This window comes from Siminovitchia sp. FSL H7-0308 (assembly GCF_037980985.1).
Taxonomy (GTDB): domain Bacteria; phylum Bacillota; class Bacilli; order Bacillales; family Bacillaceae_C; genus Siminovitchia; species Siminovitchia thermophila.
On sequence record NZ_CP150282.1, the window covers coordinates 4482554 to 4505370 of the forward strand.

Sequence of the window (22817 nt, forward strand, 5' to 3'; positions counted from 1 at the left end):
CAGGTTACAAGATCATGAATCATCAAGCATTAAAAAGTCGATGAAAGGAGTTGATAATGAGGTGAATGGAGTATAAGGGAAGTTGATAAACCAATCATCGGGTATTCAAGCAACTTGATGATTTTCAATGAGGTACATTGATGATTAACGGCAGTTTTATATCGACATATTTCCCGAGAAATAATCATTATTTCAGCCCAAGCATCTCCTTCAATACAGCCATTTTTGATTTGGACAAAGGAATTGTCGATTTGTTGCTGTCATCCAAAACAAGGCTGTAGCTATTCCTTGTCCAAGTAATCACTTCGCGCACTTTTTGCAAATTGACAATATAGGAACGGTGACAACGGAAAAATCCGAAAGGCAATAACCGATTTTCCAATTCCTGCAATGTAAAGTCGCTTGAAAATGATTCGCCTTTTATATGCAAGAATGATTGCCCATCACTGCTTTCAATATAATCAATTTCCGGTGGGTTAAAGAGGACAATTTTATCCTTTATTTTGGTCGGGATCTTTTTGAATTGAACGGGTTGCATCATTTCGCTTCCTTGTTCCTTTTGTATGGGGTCAGCGGCTTTTTCCGAATGGTCGCTTTCAATTTGAATGGATGTTAATCCGCTGTTGTCTAACTTATACACCTTATCACCAGCCGTAATGGCACTTTCCATATTTCCCGTCAGGATCAAAATACTTTTATCTGATTCACGAAGCTGATGCAGAAGGGACAAAAATATTCGTTTAGATTCCAAATCCAAGTTTTGATCGGGTTCTTCGAAAATATAAATCGCAGGATTTTGCAGGAGCAGGCAGCCAAGCTGCACCCGCTTCGTTTCCGAATAGGTTAGTTGATGAATTTTTGTGTTCCGTTTTTTTTCAAGGTGAACCGTTTTGATGATTGTTTCAATGTCTTGATTGGAACTATAGATATTTTTTATAAAACGAAGCATTTCTTCTATCGAAAGCCGTTCGTATAAACTCGGCTTCAAGAAAAAAAAGCCCATATTTTTGGACGGGTGCTTTAACGGGCTGCCATTCATCTGAATTTCTCCCCGTGAAAGAAACGTTTTACCGAGGAGTAAATGCAACACTTGCTCCTGGATATTTACACTTGAATATACAGCGACCACTTGCCCGGGATGGACTGACAGGTTAAATGAAGGGAAGATGAGCGTATCGTGTACCCTTTTTTCCGCATTTGCAAATTTCAATTCCATGACTGTTCCCCATTTCTCCAAATCTACTTACAATCTGCATTATAACAGTTAATCAAAAGGATCGTGTAAATGAAAAAGCCCAAGCCGATCCCGGCTTGGGTTTGTAGGGGAGAACATTAATCTTCTACTAAAGGGTAGACACCATCTTTGTCATGTGTCTCTCTTCCGGTAAGTGGCGGATTGAAAACACAGATCATTCTCATATCTTTTGTCGCTCGTAAGTAGTGTTCATCATTTTGATCAAGCGCGTACATTGTCCCGTCTTTCAGAGGATAGACTTTGCCGTCGGAAACGGTTTCGATTTCCCCTTCTCCGCCAACGCAATATACGGCTTCCAGGTGGTTTTTATACCAAATATGAGTTTCAGTTCCTGCATAAATAATCGTATCATGGAATGAAAAGCCCATGTTATCCGATTTTAATAAAAGGCGGCGGCTTGCCCAAGTGTCCGCTTTTACTTCGTTTTCTGTCCCAATAATTTCATCCAATGTTCTAACGATCATTTTTCCATCTCCTTCATTGTTTTAAAGCGGCTTGAATGCTTTCATCTATTATATTAAGACCTTTTGTCATTCCTTCTTCATCAATCGTTAAAGGCGGCAGGAACTTGAATACTTCTCCTTTTGGACCGGAAGTTTCCATCAAAAGTCCTCGTTTAAAAGCTTCTCCACAGATTTTTTCGGAAATTTCGTCTTTGGCACATGCCACTCCCTGCATCAATCCCCGGCCTCTTTTTTCCGCTTTCAACTCCGGGTATTCCTCAATGATCTTCTGAATAAAGTGAGTCATCTCAGCGGCTTTTGTTTGAATGCCTTTGGAAAAATCATCTGTTTTCCAATAATCCAAGGCCTCTGAAGCCGCAACAAATGCCAGGTTGTTTCCGCGGAACGTTCCATTATGTTCACCCGGCTCCCAAATATCGTACTCGGGTTTTATTAATGTAAGAGCCATCGGCAAGCCATATCCGCCAATCGATTTGGATAGACAAATGATATCTGGTTTAATGCGTGCGGGTTCAAAGCTGAAAAATGTCCCCGTTCTTCCGCATCCCGCCTGTACATCGTCAACGATCAACAGTATACCGAATATTCTGCAAATAGAAGCGATATTTTGCAGCCATTGATCACTTGCTGCATTGATGCCCCCTTCTCCTTGGACTGTTTCAAGGATCATGGCCGCTGGCAAATCAAGACCGCTGCTGCGGTTTTCTAGAAAATGTTCAATCATTTTGATGGAAGAAACGTTTTCGACTGCGTTTTCATAAGGCATAAAAACGGTGTTGGAAAGAGGAATGCCAGCCCCGCTTCTTTTTGCTTCGTTCCCAGTTACTGAGAGAGAGCCTATCGTCATTCCGTGAAACGCATTTGTAAAGCTGATTACGGTATTGCGACCGGTTACTTTTCTGGCGATCTTTAAGGCGCTTTCCACAGTATTGGTGCCAGTGGGACCGGGGAACATCACTTTATATTCGAGTTGACGCGGTTTCAATATGATGTCATGAAACCTCCGCAAAAAGGTGCCTCTTGCAACAGTGGCCATATCAAGACTGTGTGTAATTTCGTCCTGTTCCAAGTATTTGATGAGGGATTGCTTCAATTTTTCGTTGTTATGACCGTAATTTAAAGCTCCGGCCCCGGCAAAAAAGTCGATATACTCTTTATCATTGACGTCCCACAACTTGTATCCTTTTGCTTTTTTAAAAACAGCGGGAAAACTTCTGCTGTAGCTCCTTACGTTTGACTCAAGCGTGTTAAAAATGTCCATGTCCATTTCCGGTTGGCTCGTTACAGTTGACATGAAGTGCATATACCTCCAATTTTTTATTTAAGTGGTCCAATCCGATAAGCAATCTCGGCTTCATGTGAAGGATCGGGAAATTGGTCTTCCCCAAAACATTCAAATGTTTTATAGTCGGTTCCCAGTTTTTTCGCCAATCCTTTGAATAAACGGTTAGAAGCGATATTTGTCGGGGTTACCGTTGCTTCGATGAAGCGGACATTTTGTCCTTCAAGTCTGTTAAGGAGCTTCATGATCAACGCAGTGGCTAACCCTTTGCCTCTTTGAGTCTGATCGACGGCGACTTGCCAAATAAAAAGTGTGTCAGGGGATTCGGGTTGGAGAAATGCGGAAATGAATCCAACGATCCGGCCATCTGTTTCTGCAATGATAGATGTTTTATGAAAGTACTTTCCCCACATGAGGTAGCTGTAAGATGAATTGACATCAAGGACTTTTGATTTTACGACAAGATCAAACATATGGCTTCCGTCATCTGCGGTTGGTTCCCGAAAATATATTGTTTCGGTGATCCTTCCCTTTGCTATTGGCTTTTCTTTTACCTTGCCGATTGTTTGGTCACCCCCTTTGATAAAGTTGTATACCATCATATCGAGAGTCATCATGAAAATCAAAACGGCTCAGCCGTGATGAGAACGATTTATTCAGTATGAGCATGAAACTGCTATACATTTTAGTATGTTTTCTTTAAATCCCTCCCGAATGGTCCTATTGAGAGCTTGACTGAAGAAGATGAATTGTCTGTTTCATGTTTACAAAAAAATAATTAGGTAAATAAAAGTGATAGATATGATATGGGGCCGTTTTTAAAAAGAATGTAACAGCACTATAAGTAGACCAGGAGGATCTGATGGATAGAAAAGCTTGGAAGAATCCAGTATTTACGGTGTCAGCTTTTATAGTATCCATACTCGTATTATTGGGAGCGCTGATGCCAAAGCAATTTGGAATTGTATCGGGTAAGTTGTTTAACTTTACATCAAAGAATTTTGGATGGTTTTATTTATTAGCCGTTTTTTTAGTCATTGTTTTTTTGATTGGGTTGGCTATCAGTAAATATGGATTGATTCGGCTGGGAGGAGAAGATGAAAGGCCGGAATTTCCCTTTTTCACATGGATCGGCATGCTTTTTTCTGCCGGTTTTGGGGTAGGGCTTGTGTTTTGGGGGATTGCTGAACCAATGAGCCATTTTTTTTCACCGCCTTTTGGCGGATTGGAGCCGGAATCGGATAATGCTGCTAGAGTCGCAATGGGTTACTCGTTTTTCCATTGGGGAATCAGCCAATGGGCGGTCTTTGCCATTGTCGGTCTCGTGATCGGTTTTCTTCAGTTCCGCAAGAAAAGGGATGGACTTGTCTCTACTGCGCTTGAACCGGTAACGGGCGGTAAACCCGTTGTAAAAGGAACGATTGATGCTTTGGCGGTTATTTCAACCGTAATGGGAATCGCTACTTCTGTCGGACTCGGCGTCCTTCAAATGAATGGCGGATTGAATGCTTTGTTTGGAGCGGGGCATTCGGTCGGCGTGCAGTTGGGAATAATTGTGATGGTTTTTATTTTTTATATGATTTCCTCCACAACGGGTTTGGAAAAAGGAATCCGTTTTTTGGGCAATGTCAACTTGGGTATGGCGCTTGGCATATTGGTTTTTGTATTTATCGCGGGCCCTTCCGTTTTTATTTTGGAAACATTTACGCTTGCAATCGGTGATTATATTACAAACTTCATTCAATATAGTTTAAGGTTGCAACCTTATGTCGGAGGGAATTGGGTGCGGGATTGGACTATTTTTTACTGGGCTTGGGCAATAGCTTGGTCGCCTTTCGTGGGGGCGTTCGTAGCACGGGTATCGAGAGGGAGAACCATCCGCGAATTTATTTTTGGGGTAATGGTCATTCCGCCGGCAATCGCCTGTTTATGGATCGCGGCTTTTGGAGGGACCGCCTTATGGCTGGATTTAAAAAAGGGGACAGGCATAGCCCGTGCTGTTGATTTAGATCTCACGACCGCTCTTTTTGCCACGTTTGAACACCTTCCGTTTACCGGATTGATTTCATTCGCATCTATTCTGTTAATTCTTACTTTTCTCGTGACATCTGCCGATTCGGCAACTTATATTTTGGCGAGCATGACGACCTATGGGAGCTTGCATCCCCCGCTGTTGGCAAAAGTTGTGTGGGGCGTACTCGTTTCCGCCATAGCGGCTGTTCTTTTATATGCAGGCGGACTGGAGGCATTGCAAACAGCTTCGCTCATATCGGCGTTGCCTTTTACGGCCATATTGCTTTTGTTGATGGTGTCCACTGTTAAACTGGTTCGAAAAGAACCGCTTCCGGTGCGGAAAGAAGATTTAAGACGCTTCAGGCGTTTGGAAAAGGCCGCCGCAAACAAAAAGACAAAAAAGTAAGGGCCTGATAGAATGATGACCGGATCGGGAAGAAAGATGAAAGGGAGGCGCTTTCTTCGGGTATGACGTCATACTTGCTTGACAAGACTTTTTTAGCTGGCAATATAGAATGGAAAAGGGAGGAGCATCATAAAAAAAGAACAGCCACGTTCTTTGGAGAGGTGGCTGTGCCAGTCCGATGATTGTCTATTTGACACTGTATTGTGATGGGCATTCAATCTTCCGGTACCATTCTAAAGTGATGAACAAAGCACGGGTTTTTTTACATCCCGTGTCCCGGGTTTTTATTTTGTCTTGAATGGTTCTGGTTTTTGACTTTATGCGAGCCACTTTGCGGTTCTGGCTCGTTTGATTTTCTCTTCTGCTTTTTTTCCATGTTTTTACTCATGTCCTTGCACCTCCCATTTTGGTATCCTTTCCAAACTTCTTATTTATATGAGCCTCTATGTGGCAGGAAAGAGGAGGATATGCCAATAATGCTGAGTATCCTTCCACTCTTGTTATCTTAATGTAGCGAGAGAGCATTTAATGGGGTATTAACATGGAAAATGAAGTTTGAACCGTATTCTGGGTTCACGTAGACTATATTACATAGAGTTTTCCATCGGTTTTCTCCGGTTTGTGTGAGTTTCATATGACTAAACCAAGTAATTTGATCGATACAGGCGGATTACATTTTCTTATTTTGGAAAATTCGAAATAAAAAAACAGGGGGATATCACTATTATGAGAAAGTATGCTCTTCTGTTGGCTGTATGCCTTCTCGTTTTTCTCAGTGCATGCGGTTCCAACAGTTCGTCTAAAAGCGGAGGGAAAGGAAAAGACGGACAAAACACTCTTGAACAAATCAAGAAAGAAGGAAAGGTCAAACTTGGCGTAGCCAATGAAAAGCCGTACGGCTATATGGACGGGGACAAAGTCACAGGTGTCGCGCCTGAAATAACAAAAGCCGTTTTTAAAGAGATGGGTGTAGAAGTAGTGGAAGGAGAGGTAACGGAGTTCGGTTCCTTGATTCCGGCTTTGAAGGCGGGCCGATTTGATGTCGTTACCGCCGGAATGGATATCCGTCCGGAACGTTGCTCGGAAGCGGCGTTTGGTGATGTTGAAATCCGATACGGGGAAGGGATGGCTGTTCAAAAAGGCAATCCGAAAAATTTGCACAGCTATGAAGATATTGCCGCGAATCCGGATGTGAAAGTGTCCATTATGGCGGGAGCAAATCAGTTTAATTTCCTGAAATCGCTTGGTGTGGATGAAAGCCAAATTGAAACGGCCGACAGCATTTCGTCGAATATTGCCGCTGTTTCATCCGGACGTGTCGATGCGACAGTCATGACGGAGGCGACGTTGCGTGAAGCGGTCGCTTCAGCTGATGAATCCAAAATCGAAGAAGCCAAGCCTTTCACGCAGCCGGTCATTGACGGAGAGAGCGTCATGAGCTACGGCGCGGCTGTTTTCCGCAAGGAAGACAAGGAACTGAGGGAGGCATACAACGCCGAATTAAAGAAGTTATTCGATTCAGGAAAGATTTTGGAGATTTATCAAGAGTTTGGTTTTGGCGAAGATAATTTGCCGGACGAGGTCACAACCGCAGACCGGTGTGCTAAATAATATCCCGCAACAAATGAAGGCGCACCTAAGAATGAAAAGGGGATGTCTATCATAGATAATGTTACAATGTTTCTTCCAGAATTGTTGCAGGGAGCGAAAGTCACCATTCAGGTGCTGTTTTTATCGGCCGTGTTAGCTTTTTTCCTTGCCTTTCTTTTCGGTTTGGGCAGGGTGTCGCGCTTTTGGATCGTCCGGTTTTTGACGGGAGTGATGGTCGAGCTGTTTCGCGGCACTTCCCTGCTTGTGCAAATGTTCTTTTTCTTCTTCGCCCTCCCGGCCTTTGGAGTGGAACTGTCTCCGTTTACAGCAGGGGTGATCGCCCTTAGCCTAAACTATGGGGCTTATGCATCGGAGATTGTCCGGGGAGCGATTTTGGCCATACCCGGCGGACAGACGGAAGCCGGTATTGCTCTGAATATGACTCGTTGGCAGCGAATGCGGCTCGTCATTTTGCCGCAGGCGTTTAAAATCATGCTGCCGGGGTTTGGAAATATTTCGATTGAACTCCTGAAAGGAACGTCACTTGTCTCGCTTGTGACTCTGGCCGACCTGACGTTCCAAGGCAGGATGCTGAAAGATAATTATACGGGGGATCAGGTGGAAATCTTTACGCTTCTTCTCCTGCTCTATTTTGTCATCGCCCTGCCGCTTATATTTGGCGCGCGTTGGCTTGAAAAACGCGCGGCGAAGGGAGTGGTGGCCGGATGACATGGGATTGGGGTTTTGCGATTGATATTTTTCCGAGAATCCTCAAGGCGATGTGGATTACGCTTGGCGCGACAGTTGTCGCTTATCTCATTGCGCTTGTGCTCGGGCTTGTTCTGACGCTGCTTCGCCGGACGAAGATCAAGCCGGTGAAGTGGCTGGCGGTCGGATTTATCGAGTTTGTCCGCAGTACGCCGCCACTCGTCCAACTGTTTTTCCTCTTTTATGCCTTGCCGGAAATTCCGTACATCGGTTTTGCCATGAGCCCGTTTCTCACGGGTGCCTTGGGACTTGGCATCCATTACAGCACGTATATATCGGAAATTTACCGCTCCGGGATAGAGGCGGTGCCCAAAAGCCAGTGGGAAGCAAGCACGGCACTGAACTTTTCCCGGACTCAGACATGGGTGAAAGTGATTTTGCCGCAAGCGATTCCGCCCGTTATCCCGATGCTTGGGAATTATCTCATCGTGTTGTTTAAAGAGACGCCGCTACTATCCGCCATTTTGGTGGTGGAGATGTTGCAGACGGCCAAAATCATCGGGTCTGAAACATGGCGTTACTTGGAACCGATCACGATTGTGGGACTGTTGTTCCTGCTCTTGAGTTACCCGTCGTCCCTGCTCGTGCAGCATGTGGAGAAAAAGCTGAAAAGGGCAGGCGGCAAACACCATGCCACGAAAGGAGTGAGCCTGTAAATGACCGTATTGAAAAAAGCCGTTGGGGATGATCCGGCCCCGGGAGCCATCCAAGATCATCCGCCACAACGTCCGATGGTTTCTTATCAGGATATCCGCAAATCGTTCGGGGAAACGGAAGTGTTAAAAGGAATTGACCTTGATATCAAGCCGGGGGAAAAGATCACGATTATCGGTCCGAGCGGCTCGGGTAAAACGACGATTATCCGAATGCTCATGACATTGGAGGAACCGACATCCGGAGTGATTGAAGTGGACGGAGAGCCGCTTTGGCACAAGGAAGTCAAAGGAAGATTAGTACCCGCGGATGAGAAACATTTGCGGAAAGTGCGCGGGAAAATCGGAATGGTCTTTCAACAGTACAACCTCTTCCCGCATATGACGATATTAAGGAACGTTATCGAGGCGCCGATCCATGTGCTTGGCGTGCCGAAGCAGGAAGCGGTGGAGCGGGCGCTTGAGATGCTGGAGAAAGTCGGATTGAAAGACCATGTCGATAAATATCCGGCGCAGTTATCGGGAGGCCAGCAACAGCGTGTGGCCATTGCCCGGGCACTCGTCATGGAGCCAAAGGTAATGCTCTTTGATGAAGTGACCTCTGCTCTGGACCCGGAACTGGTCGGAGAAGTGTTAAAGACGATCAAAGACATTGCGAAAACGAGCAATATGACGATGATTCTCGTTACACACGAAATGGATTTTGCCCGTGAAATATCCGATCGCGTCGTGTTTATCGACCAGGGGAACATTGTTGAGCAAGGGCCGCCGGAAGAAGTGCTGGAAAATCCGGAGACGGAACGGCTGCAAACATTTTTACAACATTTTCGAAATGGTTACGAATAAATAAAAATGATCCTTCTGCTTAAATTGTGGAAGGATCATTTTTCTTCTGAAAATCACCGGTCTCTTTTTCCTGGGCAATCCTGTCCAACTGGTGAAATATCTTGTAAAATGACGTCTATATTTTTCACTTACTCTAGGACATCTATCTGATTGGCACTTTGGTTCAAACCTCCATTTTTCCTTCAAAGGGAAAAACTTGCTATGATATTGTAAGAAGTGAACGAGCTAAAAAGGGTGGTTTAATGGAAAAGCTTTCGGTTGTCTCATTGCTCAATGTGATTGGTGAGTTATTTTCGGATGAAATTTCAATTGCTGTATCGAATACAAAAGAATACATATATTATCGTCCGAGCAAGCGGGTTGATTTAAAAATCAAGCCGGGGGACCCTGTGAAGGAAGGAACAATCGCGTATAAAGCGCTGACTACGAATCAAAAAGTGTCAGAGTTTATTCACCGTGAAGTGTACGGAGTGCCCTATCACGGCATGGCTGTGCCGTTCGAATATGGGGGGAAGCTGGAAGGTTGCGTGACGGCCATTTACCCTGCTTATACAGAAGGTAAATCGGTTGTAACGATTAAATCAAATGATGGCTGGATTCCCGTCCCCTTTGAAAACGTAAAGTATCTGGAAGTAAAAGATCGAAAGACACATGTTTTCGCAGATGGCTTTTCGGGAACCCATAAGGATCCGCTGCAAGAGTTTGAGTATTTATTGCCAAGAGACATGTTTATTCGCTGCCACCGATCATTTATCGTGAATGTTCGCTATATACAGGAAATATATCCAGACACCCACTCAACATTTATTTTGGAAATGGACAATCAAACAAGAATTCCTGTCAGCCAATCGTATGCCAGTTATTTCCGGAAGATGCTCGGCTTTTGAAAAAAATTCTTCTGCCTCAGCCATTATATTTTGTCGCTTAATCGGTGTTTTTCTTGTTATAGGCCTGATTTCTCCAAAAGCTTCATGCATAGGATAAAATAATTTTTAACTATATGCAGAGAAAGAGGGATATCATTGGGTAAAATGAAGGATCGCATCAGAGATTCACGCTTATGGGACCGTATTTGTTCGGCTGAAGAAGCGGCTTCCTGGATCAAGGATGGGATGACATTGGGATTAAGCGGTTTTACTCGAGCAGGTGATGTGAAAGCGGTTCCTTTTGCGTTGGTGGAGCGGGCTAAAAAAGAACCGTTGAAGGTAAACGTGTTCACTGGAGCCTCTCTCGGGTCTGATGTTGATAAAATGTTTGCCGAAGCTGGTATCATACGTAAACGTTTGCCTTTTCAAGCAGATGCAGTGATGCGGAAAAAGATCAATGCAGGAGAGCTGTTATTTGTTGATCACCATCTTTCTCATACGGCTGAATATGTCAGGGCAAATACGATAGAACCCATTGACGTGGCTATATTGGAAGCGATTTCGATTACAGAAGACGGAATGGTGATCCCCTCGACATCCGTAGGGAATTCCTTGTCTTTTGCGAAGCAGGCCAAATCGATCATCATTGAAATCAACATGGCGCAGCCGTCACTATTGGAAGGGTTGCATGACTTATATGATCCCGAAAAGCAAGGTGAGCGTTCACCGATCCCATTGAAAAAGGTGGAGGATCGGATCGGGACAACCGGGATTCCGGTTGATGTTGAAAAAATAAAAGGAATCGTATTTACAGAGCAATTGGATTCTCCATCCACGATCGTGGACCCGGATGATGAAACGCAAATGATGGCAAAACACTTGATTGGTTTTTTACGGAAGGAAGTAAAAGCAGGCAGGTTGGCCGAACACCTTGCCCCATTACAATCGGGCATCGGGTCGGTAGCCAACGCGGTACTTCACGGGATGCTTGATTCTGAATTTAAAGACTTGGAAATATACTCTGAAGTTCTTCAAGATGCTGTATTTGATTTAATTGACGCGGGTAAAGTGCGATTTGCTTCTTGTTGTTCCATAACATTATCGGAAAAGAAAATGAACCACGTTTTTGGCCAGTTTGAAAAATATCGGGATAAGCTGATTATGCGTCCTCAAGAGTTGTCAAATCATCCGGAAATCATCCGCAGGCTTGGCTTGATTTCTATTAATGCGGCTTTGGAGTTTGATATATACGGCAATGTGAACTCGACACATGTTTCCGGTACAAATATGATGAATGGAATTGGCGGCTCCGGCGATTTTGCCCGCAATGCCCGGCTGGCTATTTTCGTAACGAAATCATTAGCCAAAGGCGGCGATATTTCCAGTATTGTCCCATTTGTTTCTCATGTGGACCATACGGAACATGATGTGGACGTTGTGGTGACCGAACAAGGATATGCGGATTTAAGAGGGTTGGCACCAAGAGAAAGAGCACCCTTAATCATTGAAAATTGTGCCCACCCCCTATACCGTGATCAGTTATGGACGTATTATAGCGAAGCGTTGGAGCGGGGAGGCCAAACACCGCATGTTCTTGAAAAAGCCTTTTCTTGGCATATCCAATATAAAAATCAAGGAACAATGCTTCAACAAATAAAGGAAAAAGAAATGGCATAAGCCTTGGCTGCTATGCCATTTTTTTTGTTTTCTATTATAAATCGGATTATTTATTGGAATAGTAGATGACTGAAACCGTCTGATCATCAATTTTTTTAAAAAAACTTGAAAGACATTTTAAATCGAATTACCTTATCTAAGAAAGACTGAAAATAACGATTGAAGAATTACCTGAATCAAGGATTGCTTATTTCCGAAATGTTGGGAAGTATGGTGAAAAGCAAAATAAAAAAAGTGGGAAAATCATTCCACAATTTCAGGCAGACCGCAAGATACTCAAAGAGATGATTCGTCCTAAAGAGGAATGTCGTTACGATGTTTGCGTAGTAATACATAAAGATTTTAATGTGACAAAACCAGCCCATGTTGGTAAATTATCCGGCGGGAAATACGCTGTTTTCTTGGCAGTCAGTGAATTTTGGGGAAATATTTTTTAGAGATAGAAAGAAATGATCTATCGATAAGAGAACAACTAATTATAGAAAGAATGTGACATATTAGTTCCTACGAAGCAGGGACATTCAGAATTCGCAGTAGGGTGATTGTAAAATCGGAATACCTTTTTTCAATATGTAATTGCGAGCCGGCAGCATTTAAAAGCAATCGTTTTGCTTTTGCGCAATTCTTTGTACCTGTATTTTCGAATAAGAAAGACCATTGATCATGATGGACTCTTCCAATAAAAAATCGTTATGTTTGATGCTCATTTTTTACATGAATGGGTTTGCCTTGATGCTCGCTTTCTGGCTTCCTTTATTCTTTTGCATTTTTTCACAGTGCTGGAGAAATGTATGGACGAAATCATCTTCCATGTTAAAATGAGATGTAACACATTGTTGAAAGCGATTACAGTAATTTATGGACAGAAATGAGGTGGTCGCGTGGCTAAAAACAATCAAATCGTATTAGGCGGCTCGCTATTAACACTCAAGGAAGTGGTTCAGATTGCGCGTTGCCATTACCAAGTGGGGATAAACCGCGACTCCAGAGAAAAAATTCATCACAGCCGACGATATGTTGAAAGTCTTTTGGAGGAAAAAAGGGTAGTATACGGGCTTACAACCGGTTTTGGAAAATTCAGTGACACTTACATCCCAAGCGAGATGGGAAAAGAATTGCAATTAAACCTGATTCGCAGTCATGCATGCGGTCTCGGTGAACCGCTTCCTGACGATGTCGTCAGGGCCGTTATTTTACTGAGAGTCAACGCCCTTTTACATGGACATTCCGGTATTCGCCTGGCGGTCTTGGAAACAATGGTTGAAATGCTTAATAAAGGGGTGACACCTGTCATACCAGAACAGGGTTCGCTCGGAGCAAGCGGGGATCTTGCACCACTGGCGCATTTGGCTTTAGTGTTAATGGGAGAAGGTGAAGCCAAGTATCGGGGTGAACAATTGAGTGGATTGGAAGCGCTTGCCAGAGCGGGAATATCTCCAGTCTCACTTGAAGCAAAAGAAGGATTGGCGTTAATTAATGGAACACAAGTCATGACGGCGATTGCGGCGCTTGCTTGTTGGGATGCGATCCAGCTTGCCAATTGGGCGGATTGTACTGCCGCTTTGACGGCTGATGTTCTTCGCGGAGTCAAGCAAGCATTTGAACCGGAAACTCATGAAATTCGCCCTCATTTAGGGCAACAGGAAGTGGCCAGGAACATGTTAAGATTGACGGCGGGAAGCCAGTTGATCACAAACCAGGGGGAGTTGAGGGTACAGGATGCTTATTCGATTCGGTGCGTTCCTCAAGTCCACGGTGCGTCAAGGGACGCTTTGCAGCATATACATGAAAAACTATTAATTGAAATGAATTCAGTTACAGATAATCCGCTTATTTTCGCGGATAAAGATAAAGTCATATCGGGCGGGAATTTTCATGGGCAGCCGATGGCCCTCATTATGGACTATCTGGCGATCGCGGTGGCGGAATTGGCCAATATCTCCGAGCGCAGAGTGGAAAGGCTTGTGAACCCCCAATTAAATGGAGATTTGCCCGGCTTTTTAACAAAGCGGGGCGGTATGAATTCAGGATTGATGATTGTTCAATATACTGCCGCGTCGATCGTATCAGAAAATAAGTCACTTGCCCATCCGGCAAGTGTCGACTCCATACCGAGTTCGGCCAATCAGGAGGATCATGTCAGTATGGGGACGATTGCCGCAAGAAAAGCGGCAAGCATCGTGAACAACAGCTATCGGGTCATCGCCATTGAACTGTTTTGTGGTGCGCGTGCCGCCGATTATCGAGGTTCTGAAAAACTGGGCAAAGGAACAAATCGGCTATATACGATTTGCCGGAGACATGTTCCTTTTATTGAGGACGATCATGTGATGTATCCTTATTTAAACAAAATAGTAGAACTTATGAAAGAAATGGAAATCACAGAGGAAATCGAACAATTGCTTCAAAAGGACTTGGGCGCTTAAGCGCACGAGCAAGTGATATAAGAAGAATATTCCAAGTTTAATTCAAACCCACGATGCTTTTTCTCGATAAAAGTTTTATGACTTTTTATTTGGTGAAATACGGAAAATACTTGAAATTAAAAAAATGAACTGCCTCCACTGTCAATGGGGGCAGTTCATTTTACGATTGATCTCCTCTTAGGTAAAAGACATTAAAGCGATCCCATGTAGCCTCCATTTGATCAAGACGGGATCTGGCTTCATCCATTCGTTCTTTTCCAACGCTAATAATGAGGGCGTTTATCAAGCTAAGCGGCGCCGTAAAGGAGTCGATGAAGGACGGCATTTGACTTGACGCAGTTAAGGGGATGTCCGCGTGTTGGATGAGCGGGGAGAGCAGGCTGTCCGTAATACAAATCGTTTTTGATCCTTTTTCCCTGGCAAAAGCGAGTGTTTGGATGGTGCTGTTCGTATAGCGCGGAAAGCTGATCCCGATAACGACGTCTTTTTCCCCCAAGTTGTACAATTGTTCCGAAAGGTTTTCTACAGACCTAACGATTTCGGACTTACCCAAAATAATATGCAAATAATATTGAAGAAATATCCCCAGGGCCGCAGCACTTCGATTGGCGGCAATATAAATGTTTTGCGCTTCTTCAAGTATATGAACCGCCTGATGAAATTTTCCAATATCTACTTGTTCAATGGTTGATTTAATATTTTCGATATCGTCGCGAAAAATATTATAAAACCATTGCTCTTGATCATTGTAAACATCTGCTGTCATTTTCAGTCTTTCAGTTGTCGTAAGCTGCTTTTGAATGGAATTTTGCATATGAGTTTGCATCTCCGAATAACCGGAATAACCCAAGAATGAGGCGAATCGAACAACCGTTGCTTCGCTGACATCTGCTTTTTTGGCAAGTGCCGCGACATTCAAAAATGGAACTACTGTCGTGTTCTCCAAAATATAATGGGCAATTTTTTTAAACGCTTTGCTCATTTCCGGCAGCTTGTTTGCCATATGACGGTAAATGTTTTGTGTTTTCATTTGTATCGTTCCCTTCTAAAGTGAAAGGGCAGTGTGGCTTACAGTATACATTAATGGAATACGGGCATTTTTGCAATAAATATTTTATTTTGTTTACATTTTGAAATAAATGATTCCAAATAGGCTTTTTAAGTGTATAATGAAATATATATTTCATAACATATAAAAAGTGAAAAAATAATTTCTTTGATGAGGTGCTATGAATGGCAATCAGTGAAAGAAAAAGTATAGGGTTAAGGCGGTTCATGGAAAAAACCCCCCGGTCCTTGGAGCTTTACAAAAAGACGCTGGATGTGATGCCAGGCGGGGCGACGGCTAATATTAAATTCTTTTCACCGTATCCGATCGCAATGGAAAAAGGCCGGGGCAGTTACTTGTATGATATTGATGGGAACGAATATATTGACTATTTGTTGTCTTACGGGGCGTTGATTTTAGGGCATGGCCATCCGGACATTATCGAAGCTGTGCATGTACAATTGGAAGAATCGGGTACTTATCTGTTTGGAGCACCCCACCGGCTTGAAATGGAAATGGGAGAAAAAGTAAAACAGCTTTATCCGAGCATGGAACGGCTAAGATATACGAATTCGGGGACAGAAGCTACTTTGCTCGCAATCCGTTTAGCATATGCTTATACCGGAAAAAATAAAATCGCCAAATTTGAAGGACATTACCATGGCGGTTATGACCAAGTACTCGTTAGTGTCAATCCTCCTGTACATGAGGCCGGGTCGGAAAGGCACCCACATCCGGTAGCCGAATCAAAAGGAGTCGACCCGTACCATGAAAAGCATACGATCATATTGCCATTTAATGATTTGGATGCGACTTATGACATTTTGAAAAAAAATCAACACGATCTCGCGGCAGTGATCATTGAACCTGTTCAAGGAGGGTTTATCCCAGCTACCCAAAGCTTCATGGACGGATTGAAAAAAATGACAGAAGAGATGGGCATACTTCTTATATTTGATGAAGTGAAAACCTGCTTCAGAATGGGGCTCGGGGGAGCGCAAGCCTACTACCAAATTACCCCTGACTTAACAACGCTCGGAAAAGCGGTTGGCGGTGGATATCCGATCGGGATAACCGGAGGAAGAAGAGATATTATGGAATTAAGCGCACCAACGGCGTCCGCAGATGTGTTTGACGTTAGCAAAAGCCGGCATTCCAGCGCCAAAGATGTATTATTTCACAGCGGCACTTATAACGGGCATCCGGCCATATTGGCCGCGGGATTAGCCACGATCCAAGTGTTGGAAAGGGAAATCTGGCATATTCAAGATATGGCGGCCAAATTGAAAGCGGGTATTGCAAAATTGTTTTCTGAACGAGGCGTTGGGATGCAGGTATTGGGGCTGGGTTCCATCTTTAATATTATTATTACGGAACAAGAGAGCATATCCAACTATCGCGACCTTCAAAAAGCGGACTTTGCCTTGAGAAGAGAGCTTGATTTCTTGCTTTTAGCCGAAGGGATTTATACAAAGCCTTTGAATCGCTATAGCATATCGGCCGCACATGGAGAAAAAGAAATCAGTAGGACATTGGAGGCTTTTGAAGGGGCGTTAGGGAAGCTTTGCTAGCCAGGGCCGAGAAAACGAAAAGAGAGAAGGGATGTGAACTGCCCCCTTTAAGTATTCAGGTTTTATTTTTTTACCTGTCTACTTACAGGGGAGCATATCAATGTGTTTTCCCGTTCTCTCTTTTTAAAGTCCCAGCTCAGGGAGCCATCGGCTAAGGTCGCAAATGAATAAGCAGCCTCCCCGCCACTTACTTGCCCCTGTTGCTTGAGGGCTATCGTATCGTGTCTTATGTGTTTCGCTCAGCTTTACGCTTTGGGTTGCTGCTGGGTAATGCAGTGAATATTGCCTCCGCCAAGAGAGACTTCACGTGTATTCACTGTAACGACCTTTCGATCCGGGTACATCTGTTTAAAAATATTTACCGCCTCTTCATCTTTCGGATCATCAAACGCCGGCAATACCACCCCGCCATTGCATAAATAGCAATTAATGTAAGTTGCAATAAATGTTGTATCGGCTGAGCGGTCATAAGCATCGGCGGCGAAATCAATTTCATTGCTTTCTGCTTTTGTAATGGTAATTTGCCGCGGCAGCGGAATTTTATAGATTTTCAGTTTTCGCCCTTTGGCGTCCACTTCCTCCTCAAGTTGTTTATAGGTTTTTTGAAGTACTTCATATTGCGGGTGTGCAGGATCATCGGTCCAACTGATGGCAACTTCTCCGGGCCGCACATAAAATAGTACTTCATCTACGTGTCCGTCGGTTTCGTCACCAACAAGACCTTCTTTGATCCAAATGATTTTTTCAATATTTAAATACTCTTTGAGTTTTTCCTCGACTTCTTCTTTTGACATACGTGGATTCCGGTTCGGGTTTAAAACGCATTGCTCTGTTGTAATGAGCGTACCTTCCCCGTCTACATGGATGGCGCCGCCTTCTAGTATGAAGTCTTTTGCGTCATAGCGATCAATTTGTTCAATTTCTAATACTTTCCTTTTTACAAGTTGATCTTGATCCCAGGGGAAGTACAGTCCTTCTTCCAAACCTCCCCAGGCATTGAATCCCCAATCCACGCCTCGCACTTCACCTTTGTCATTTTTGACAAAAGTGGGTCCTATATCACGCATCCAAGCATCATTAGATGATATTTCGACGACCCGTATTTGCTCGTCCAAAAGAGCGCGGGCATTTTCGAACTGTTCCGCTCTAACACACACCGTAACCGGTTCGAATTGTGAAATCGCTTTCGCCACCTCTGCAAAAGCTCGTTGTGCTGGCTTGGCTCCAGCTCTCCAAGTATCTGTTCTGACTGGCCAAAGCATCCATGTTCTTTCATGTTCCTCAAACTCGCCAGGCATTCTAAATCCATCTGTTCTGGGTGTACTGTTTATCGTACGTGCCATTACTATCCCCTCCATTTATGTTCACTGATATTATCATGCAACTTTTATGCCACTCGGGAAATTATCACTGTTTTGCTAAGCGCGATCTTGCCTATGCGGTTCCGGCAAGGTCGCTTCTCAGCTTTTTGAATAACCTCTTGCTTCATGGAGTTTTATGTCATGAGGAAAAAGGTTGCTTTTGAGGAGCAGCGTGCAAGGCCGCCTGGGGAGCCATGTTCTTGAAACATCTTACCGCAACGTACCTTCCCAATGGCGCCGTCTGCTCTACGTTATCCGGACAGTTACAATCCATATTTTTTTAACCGTCTTAAGTAGGAGGATTGCGTCAATCCCAAAGACTGAGCCGCCTTTCTCGTGGAAGGATATTTCATTTTCGCTTCTTCAATTAGTCTTTTCTCGATTTTTTCCAAATAATCTGGAAGGCTTTGATTATTTAATTTTCGGATCGAATGGTCCATGAACTCTTCATATAAAATTTTATCCGGCAGGTCGGATACCGTGATCGTGTCACCTTTTGCCGTTACAATTAAACGCTCAATCATATTTTCCAGCTCGCGGATATTTCCGGGCCAGCTATAATTTTGAAGGTATTCAAGCACCCCTTTGTCCAAGGATGATGTTTTCATATATGTATCATTAAATCGTTTTAAGTAATGATAAACCAATGGCGGGATGTCCTCTTTTCGTTCCCGAAGCGCCGGTATTTGGATGGAAATGACATTCAACCGGTAATACAAATCTTCACGGAATCGCTTTTCCTTAACCATTTTTGGCAGGTCCTGGTTGGTGGCTGCGATGATCCGGATATCGACTTTTTTTAGCTCCGTGCCGCCGACGGGGATAAACGATTTATCTTGAACCAATTGAAGTAACTTCGGCTGCAGGGACAAGGGGAGTTCTGCAATTTCATCCAAAAACAATGTCCCGCCATCCGCTTTTTCAACAAGCCCTTTTTTTCCGCTATGGCTTGCTCCGGTAAAAGCCCCTTTTTTATAGCCGAAAAGTTCTGATTCCAAAAGGTTTTCCGGAATGGCTCCACAGTTGATTTGGACAAAATTTTTATCTTTTCGCGTGCTATGTTTATGGATTTCACCGGCAATCAAGCTTTTGCCCACACCGGATTCACCCGTTAATAAAATGGTTGCGTCCACAGTGGCCACCCTATGCACCAAATCCAGCAATTCCTCGTTGCTCTTGCTGTTTCCGATGATGAGTTGGCTCGTTTTGTCCCGATGCTGATTTTTCTTCATCTCCTGAAGCTCTTCCCAATACTTTCGCATTAGGGCTTCCGCTTTTTCCAGCTTTAACGAGTTCTTCACCGTTTCGGTAATATCTTTTACTTGAACGAGAATGTACTCGGCATCGTCTTCTGTAATTTTTACAAGATAACCAGTCGCCAAAAACTGCCGGTCTTTGGAAGTTTGGACTTTTGTCACAGCTTCTTTTTGTTCCAATACGATTTTCGTTACGGAGGGAGTGAAAAAACCGTTGTTTTCCAAGTCATTGACATGTCTGCCTATGATTTTTGAACGGGGCGCGCCCATTTGTCTTGTACTTGTATCATTGCACCATAGTGCCACGCCATTTTTGTCAGCTATAAATATACCATCTTTTAAGTGATTGAATACGCGATGAAAATGTCGATCATTAAAAAAGTACTTTTTCATAAAAGCGCCTCCTGAATTCATCGAAAATTGATTCGCTTACGCATCGTTTTTATTCACTATCGGTGCAAATCTATTATATATGACTGGCTTTCTTAAAAAAAGGATTTATTTTTAAAGGGATTCCTTTTGGCACGCTTTTTGCATTGATAAATGTAAGTGAGGAGGATGCGTATGGAAAAGACATTATTGAAAGTGAACAGAGAGCGTTTGCTTGAAACAATAAAAATAAGCTCTTCCATCGGCTCATCCGCACATGGCGGTTTGCACCGTTTGGCACTGTCGGAAGCTGATAAGAACATGCGCGACATTTTTGTTGACTGGTTAAAAGCGGAAGGTCTTGCAGTAAGAATAGACGATTTTGGAAACATATATGGAAGAAGAAAAGGAAAAAAGGATAACGGTCCATCCGTTGCCATCGGATCCCACTTGGACACACAGCCTTGCGGCGGAAAATATGATGGCATCTTAGGTGTTTTAACCGCCTTGGAAGTGATTCGTGTTCTAAATGAAAACGATATCGAAACGGAATATCCTGTTGAAATTATTAATTTTACGAATGAAGAAGGAGCGCGTTTTGCGCCTCCGATGCTTGGTTCCGGCGGAATTACCGGGAATTTTACAAAAGACTTTATTTACCACATTAAAGACGATGAAGGAATTTCGTTTGAACAGGCTTTAAAAGATATTGGTTATATGGGAGATTCCGAGAATCGGTTAAAAAACATCAAAAATTTTATTGAACTGCATATTGAACAGGGCCCAATTTTACATGAACAAGAAAAAACAATTGGTGTTGTGCAGGGAATACAGGGCAATGACTGGTACACGGTGAAGGTAGCGGGAAAGACGAACCATGCGGGTCCGACTCCGATGGAAAACAGGCAGGACGCACTTGTGGCTGCTTCGAAAATGATTGTAAAGGTGAACGAGATTGCAAATGACATCAAAGGCTTAAAAACAACCGTCGGAAAAATGGATGTGACCCCTAACGTCACGAATGTTATTCCCGGCGAGGTAGTTTTTACGATTGATATTCGCCATGAGGACAACGAATTGAGGTCCCATGCTTTCGAAAGATTAAAAGAGCAACTCAGTGCCATTGCGTTAATAAGTAAAGTGGAGTTAACGATTACAACCGATTGGAATTCAGAGACGACCTTATTTGCGCCGGTTGTCAAAGATGCCGTCAAAGAGGCGGTAACTGAATTAGGTTATTCATCCATGGAACTGTTCAGCGGCCCGGGCCACGATGCGAAATATATGGCAGAAGTGGCGGATACAGGCATGATTTTTGTCCCCAGTGTTGACGGAATCAGCCATAATGAGCAGGAGCTGACATTGGATGATGATATTGAAAAAGGGGCAAATGTCCTTTTATATGTTGTTCAGAAGCTGGCAGGCACTAAGAAATAAAGAAAATTTAAAATAAGGAGAGATTTTACATGAGCCAACAAACTGAAACATTATTTAATGAGTTGTCATCACTTGACAAAAAGCACATTCTTCATCCGTCCACCAATCCAAAGTTGCAGTCAGAAACCGGTCCGAAATTGATTTTTACAAGTGGCGAGGGCATCTACTTAAAAGACATGCGAGGCAAAACATACATTGACGGGGTTTCCATGCTGTGGAACGTGAACCTGGGCCATGGTGTGAAGGAATTGGCCGAAGCATCATATGAACAAATGATAAAAGCCGCCTACACTACCACTTTCTACGGTTATTCGAATGAAGCGTCCGTGCGCTTGGCCGAAAAGATTGCCGAAGTTTCGCCCGGCGACTTAAATACGATTTTCTATACTTCCGGCGGCTCTGAGTCCAATGATACTGCATTTAAATTGTCACGATTTTACTGGGATTTAAAAGGCAAAAAAGACAAGAAAATCATTATTTCTTTGAAAAGAGGCTATCACGGTGTTACGGTTGCGACGCAAAGAGCGACTGGCATCGAGGCTTACCGTGAATTTTCCGGATCAAAGGACCCTAATATTGTAAACGCGAAGCCGCATTTGACTGAATGTGAGCTCGGAGATAAGAGTCATCCTGAATATGAAGGTTCCATCAGAAGCATCATTGAAAAAGAGGGCGCTGATAAAATTGCGGCTGTCATCGTAGAGCCGATTCAAGGTGCCGGAGGAGTCCACGTGCCGCCTGAAGGTTATTTACAAGCTGTTCGCAAGCTTTGTGACGAATTCAATATTCATATGATTGCTGACGAAGTCATCTGCGGATTCGGAAGAACAGGAAAAATGTTCGGTGTGGACCATTGGGACGTCGTTCCTGACTTCATGTCGATCGCAAAAGGGATGACAAGCGGATATGCGCAACTTGGTGGAGTGCTCATGACAGAAGAAATCAGAGACGCATTCAACACATTCGACGGAATGCTCGCGCATGGATTTACGTACAGCGGACATCCTACAGCATGTGCTGTCGGGTTGAAAAACATCGAAATTCTCGAACGGGACGGCCTGATTGAAAACGCAAGAGTCATGGGAGATGAGTTGAAAAAAGGGCTCGACTATTTGGAAGACAAATATGCATTTGTCGGAAACACGAGATCTAGAGGTCTTCTTGCCGGATTCGATTTGATGGAAGATCCAGAAGCGGGAAAACCGTTTGCCGGATCGATCAAAGCTGCCGCGACTGTTGTGGAAGAGTCCTATAAACGTGAACTGTTAATCAGACCATTTGATTTCACGCCTGGCATGAACATCGTGGCGATTGCACCGCCGCTCATCGTACAAAAAGACGAAGTGGAAAAGATCATTGCCATTGTCGATGATGCAATCGGCGCCTTCGCAAAAACGATTTAAGAAGAAAAGCGTAAGCGCTCGACCAGCGACGTACGGACTGGAGAGCCTCAGACGAGATAAAGGAAACACGGCGACGAAGGAGCCGATGTTGACTTATCGTAGGAGGAGGCTCGAAGTCAGCTAGTC

Annotated in this window: 19 protein-coding genes and 1 pseudogene; 12 read left to right on the forward strand and 8 right to left on the reverse strand. The window is 43.7% G+C overall.

Features of this window, described 5'->3' with window-relative positions:
* Positions 1-187: 187 nt before the first annotated feature.
* The 4 genes from MHB50_RS21035 to ectA form a co-directional block, all read right to left on the reverse strand.
* A complete protein-coding gene (locus MHB50_RS21035) occupies positions 188-1216 on the reverse strand; it encodes a LytTR family transcriptional regulator DNA-binding domain-containing protein (protein WP_205179493.1) in 1029 nt (342 codons plus the stop codon).
* A 116-nt stretch (positions 1217-1332) separates the two neighbouring features.
* The gene (locus MHB50_RS21040; RefSeq protein ID WP_077109464.1) at positions 1333-1719 is read right to left on the reverse strand and encodes an ectoine synthase; all 387 of its coding nucleotides are present in this window, start codon (positions 1717-1719) and stop codon (positions 1333-1335) included.
* Between the two features lie 13 nt (positions 1720-1732).
* Complete coding sequence (gene ectB, locus MHB50_RS21045) at positions 1733-3013, reverse strand: diaminobutyrate--2-oxoglutarate transaminase (RefSeq protein ID WP_339160853.1); 1281 nt, start codon at positions 3011-3013, stop codon at positions 1733-1735.
* A gap of 23 nt (positions 3014-3036) precedes the next feature.
* The gene (ectA, locus tag MHB50_RS21050) at positions 3037-3603 is read right to left on the reverse strand and encodes a diaminobutyrate acetyltransferase (protein WP_236017086.1); all 567 of its coding nucleotides are present in this window, start codon (positions 3601-3603) and stop codon (positions 3037-3039) included.
* Positions 3604-3863: 260 nt separating this feature from the next.
* Between ectA and MHB50_RS21055 the strand changes: the two genes are divergently transcribed.
* The gene (locus tag MHB50_RS21055) at positions 3864-5420 is read left to right on the forward strand and encodes a BCCT family transporter (RefSeq protein WP_205179494.1); all 1557 of its coding nucleotides are present in this window, start codon (positions 3864-3866) and stop codon (positions 5418-5420) included.
* A 262-nt stretch (positions 5421-5682) separates the two neighbouring features.
* Here the strand turns inward: MHB50_RS21055 and MHB50_RS21060 are convergent, their stop codons facing one another.
* Entirely contained in the window at positions 5683-5808 is a 126-nt protein-coding gene (locus MHB50_RS21060) for a small acid-soluble spore protein P (RefSeq protein ID WP_205179495.1), read from the reverse strand.
* A gap of 338 nt (positions 5809-6146) precedes the next feature.
* Here MHB50_RS21060 and ehuB point away from each other — a divergent pair, with 338 nt between their 5' ends.
* From ehuB to hutH, 8 genes and pseudogenes are all read left to right on the forward strand, one after another.
* Positions 6147-7031: an ectoine/hydroxyectoine ABC transporter substrate-binding protein EhuB gene (ehuB, locus tag MHB50_RS21065; RefSeq protein ID WP_077109467.1), complete on the forward strand. Its 885-nt coding sequence runs from the start codon at positions 6147-6149 to the stop codon at positions 7029-7031.
* Between the two features lie 42 nt (positions 7032-7073).
* Positions 7074-7739, forward strand: coding sequence for an ectoine/hydroxyectoine ABC transporter permease subunit EhuC (gene ehuC / locus MHB50_RS21070; protein ID WP_205179496.1), 666 nt, complete (start codon positions 7074-7076; stop codon positions 7737-7739).
* Positions 7736-8434 carry an ectoine/hydroxyectoine ABC transporter permease subunit EhuD gene (ehuD, locus tag MHB50_RS21075; protein ID WP_077109469.1) on the forward strand — a complete coding sequence of 233 codons (699 nt, stop codon included), beginning with the start codon at positions 7736-7738 and terminating at the stop codon, positions 8432-8434. The genes ehuC and ehuD overlap by 4 nt, the downstream gene beginning before the upstream one ends.
* On the forward strand, positions 8435-9277 hold the full coding sequence (gene ehuA, locus MHB50_RS21080; protein WP_077109470.1) for an ectoine/hydroxyectoine ABC transporter ATP-binding protein EhuA: 843 nt from the start codon (positions 8435-8437) through the stop codon (positions 9275-9277). It begins immediately after the preceding gene.
* Between the two features lie 242 nt (positions 9278-9519).
* The gene (locus MHB50_RS21085; protein WP_205179497.1) at positions 9520-10164 is read left to right on the forward strand and encodes a LytTR family DNA-binding domain-containing protein; all 645 of its coding nucleotides are present in this window, start codon (positions 9520-9522) and stop codon (positions 10162-10164) included.
* Between the two features lie 144 nt (positions 10165-10308).
* Positions 10309-11820, forward strand: coding sequence for an acetyl-CoA hydrolase/transferase family protein (locus tag MHB50_RS21090; RefSeq protein WP_205179530.1), 1512 nt, complete (start codon positions 10309-10311; stop codon positions 11818-11820).
* A 146-nt stretch (positions 11821-11966) separates the two neighbouring features.
* A pseudogene (locus tag MHB50_RS21095) lies at positions 11967-12313 on the forward strand (GyrI-like domain-containing protein).
* Between the two features lie 388 nt (positions 12314-12701).
* Positions 12702-14246, forward strand: a complete 1545-nt coding sequence (hutH, locus tag MHB50_RS21100; RefSeq protein WP_205179498.1) for a histidine ammonia-lyase — start codon at positions 12702-12704, stop codon at positions 14244-14246.
* Positions 14247-14406: 160 nt separating this feature from the next.
* On the opposite strand, the gene MHB50_RS21105 is transcribed toward hutH, so the two are convergent.
* Positions 14407-15276: a MurR/RpiR family transcriptional regulator gene (locus MHB50_RS21105; protein ID WP_077109473.1), complete on the reverse strand. Its 870-nt coding sequence runs from the start codon at positions 15274-15276 to the stop codon at positions 14407-14409.
* 203 nt (positions 15277-15479) lie between these two features.
* On the opposite strand from MHB50_RS21105, the gene MHB50_RS21110 reads away from it, so the two are divergent.
* A complete protein-coding gene (locus MHB50_RS21110) occupies positions 15480-16865 on the forward strand; it encodes an aspartate aminotransferase family protein (RefSeq protein WP_077109474.1) in 1386 nt (461 codons plus the stop codon).
* A gap of 245 nt (positions 16866-17110) precedes the next feature.
* Here MHB50_RS21110 and aguA read toward each other — a convergent pair whose 3' ends face one another.
* Together aguA and MHB50_RS21120 are read right to left on the reverse strand one after the other, a co-directional pair.
* Positions 17111-18208 (reverse strand): agmatine deiminase, encoded by a 1098-nt coding sequence (gene aguA / locus MHB50_RS21115; RefSeq protein ID WP_077109475.1) that lies wholly within the window; start codon positions 18206-18208, stop codon positions 17111-17113.
* Positions 18209-18489: 281 nt separating this feature from the next.
* The gene (locus MHB50_RS21120) at positions 18490-19875 is read right to left on the reverse strand and encodes a sigma 54-interacting transcriptional regulator (RefSeq protein ID WP_205179502.1); all 1386 of its coding nucleotides are present in this window, start codon (positions 19873-19875) and stop codon (positions 18490-18492) included.
* Positions 19876-20046: 171 nt separating this feature from the next.
* Here MHB50_RS21120 and MHB50_RS21125 point away from each other — a divergent pair, with 171 nt between their 5' ends.
* Positions 20047-21288 (forward strand): Zn-dependent hydrolase, encoded by a 1242-nt coding sequence (locus MHB50_RS21125; RefSeq protein ID WP_077109477.1) that lies wholly within the window; start codon positions 20047-20049, stop codon positions 21286-21288.
* A gap of 29 nt (positions 21289-21317) precedes the next feature.
* Positions 21318-22691 (forward strand): aspartate aminotransferase family protein, encoded by a 1374-nt coding sequence (locus MHB50_RS21130; protein ID WP_077109478.1) that lies wholly within the window; start codon positions 21318-21320, stop codon positions 22689-22691.
* Positions 22692-22817 lie beyond the last annotated feature (126 nt).

Bases quoted from the DNA above. Each gene is read 5' to 3' on its own strand.
- MHB50_RS21035 (WP_205179493.1), bottom strand. From the start codon at position 1,216: ATGGAATTGAAATTTGCAAATGCGGAAAAAAGGGTACACGATACGCTC.
- MHB50_RS21040 (WP_077109464.1), bottom strand. From the start codon at position 1,719: ATGATCGTTAGAACATTGGATGAAATTATTGGGACAGAAAACGAAGTA.
- ectB (WP_339160853.1), bottom strand. From the start codon at position 3,013: ATGTCAACTGTAACGAGCCAACCGGAAATGGACATGGACATTTTTAAC.
- ectA (WP_236017086.1), bottom strand. From the start codon at position 3,603: ATGATGGTATACAACTTTATCAAAGGGGGTGACCAAACAATCGGCAAG.
- MHB50_RS21055 (WP_205179494.1), top strand. From the start codon at position 3,864: ATGGATAGAAAAGCTTGGAAGAATCCAGTATTTACGGTGTCAGCTTTT.
- MHB50_RS21060 (WP_205179495.1), bottom strand. From the start codon at position 5,808: ATGAGTAAAAACATGGAAAAAAAGCAGAAGAGAAAATCAAACGAGCCA.
- ehuB (WP_077109467.1), top strand. From the start codon at position 6,147: ATGAGAAAGTATGCTCTTCTGTTGGCTGTATGCCTTCTCGTTTTTCTC.
- ehuC (WP_205179496.1), top strand. From the start codon at position 7,074: ATGTCTATCATAGATAATGTTACAATGTTTCTTCCAGAATTGTTGCAG.
- ehuD (WP_077109469.1), top strand. From the start codon at position 7,736: ATGACATGGGATTGGGGTTTTGCGATTGATATTTTTCCGAGAATCCTC.
- ehuA (WP_077109470.1), top strand. From the start codon at position 8,435: ATGACCGTATTGAAAAAAGCCGTTGGGGATGATCCGGCCCCGGGAGCC.
- MHB50_RS21085 (WP_205179497.1), top strand. From the start codon at position 9,520: ATGGAAAAGCTTTCGGTTGTCTCATTGCTCAATGTGATTGGTGAGTTA.
- MHB50_RS21090 (WP_205179530.1), top strand. From the start codon at position 10,309: ATGAAGGATCGCATCAGAGATTCACGCTTATGGGACCGTATTTGTTCG.
- MHB50_RS21105 (WP_077109473.1), bottom strand. From the start codon at position 15,276: ATGAAAACACAAAACATTTACCGTCATATGGCAAACAAGCTGCCGGAA.
- MHB50_RS21110 (WP_077109474.1), top strand. From the start codon at position 15,480: ATGGCAATCAGTGAAAGAAAAAGTATAGGGTTAAGGCGGTTCATGGAA.
- aguA (WP_077109475.1), bottom strand. From the start codon at position 18,208: ATGGCACGTACGATAAACAGTACACCCAGAACAGATGGATTTAGAATG.
- MHB50_RS21120 (WP_205179502.1), bottom strand. From the start codon at position 19,875: ATGAAAAAGTACTTTTTTAATGATCGACATTTTCATCGCGTATTCAAT.
- MHB50_RS21125 (WP_077109477.1), top strand. From the start codon at position 20,047: ATGGAAAAGACATTATTGAAAGTGAACAGAGAGCGTTTGCTTGAAACA.
- MHB50_RS21130 (WP_077109478.1), top strand. From the start codon at position 21,318: ATGAGCCAACAAACTGAAACATTATTTAATGAGTTGTCATCACTTGAC.